Source organism: Vibrio sp. 2033, assembly GCF_033339735.1.
In genome coordinates this window covers 1-716 of record NZ_JAWOVC010000332.1, presented here as the reverse complement: position 1 = coordinate 716, position 716 = coordinate 1, and the positions used below count along the sequence as shown (strand labels likewise).

The window sequence follows — 716 nt, the reverse complement described above, 5'->3', positions numbered from 1 at the left end:
CATGAACGTGGTGGGTGACCTATTTGGTGAGGGTAAGATGTTCTTACCTCAAGTCGTGAAATCAGCACGTGTAATGAAGCAAGCTGTCGCGCATTTAGAGCCTTTTATTAACGCCGAAAAACAATCCGGTAGCAGTAACGGAAAAATTTTGTTGGCGACAGTGAAGGGTGACGTGCACGACATCGGCAAAAACATTGTAGGCGTTGTACTGCAGTGTAATAACTACGAGATCATCGATCTTGGCGTGATGGTACCGTGTGAAAAGATCTTAAAAGTCGCGCTAGAAGAGAACGTTGATATTATCGGTTTGTCAGGGTTGATTACCCCATCTCTGGATGAAATGGTTCATGTTGCTAAAGAGATGGAACGTCTCAATTTTGATCTTCCGCTTCTGATTGGCGGAGCTACCACATCCAAAGCTCACACTGCCGTGAAGATTGAGCAGAACTACAAAAATCCGGTGGTTTACGTAAACAATGCGTCGCGCGCAGTAGGGGTTTGTTCGTCATTACTCTCCGATGAACGTCGACCTGCCTTTATAGAAAAACTGGATGCAGATTATGAGCGTGTTCGTGACCAACACAATCGTAAGAAGCCGCGTACTAAGCCTGTCACTTTAGAACAAGCGCGTGCAAACAAAGTCGCGATAGATTGGGATGCATACACGCCACCAGTTCCTGCAAAACCAGGCCTCCATATTTTCGATGATTTTGATG

At 45.7% G+C, this 716-nt stretch carries 1 protein-coding gene; it reads left to right on the top strand.

The annotated features are described in order from the left end of the window. A partial coding sequence (locus R7P74_RS26410; protein WP_318123618.1) for a cobalamin-dependent protein occupies nucleotides 1–716 on the top strand: 716 nt, incomplete at both ends.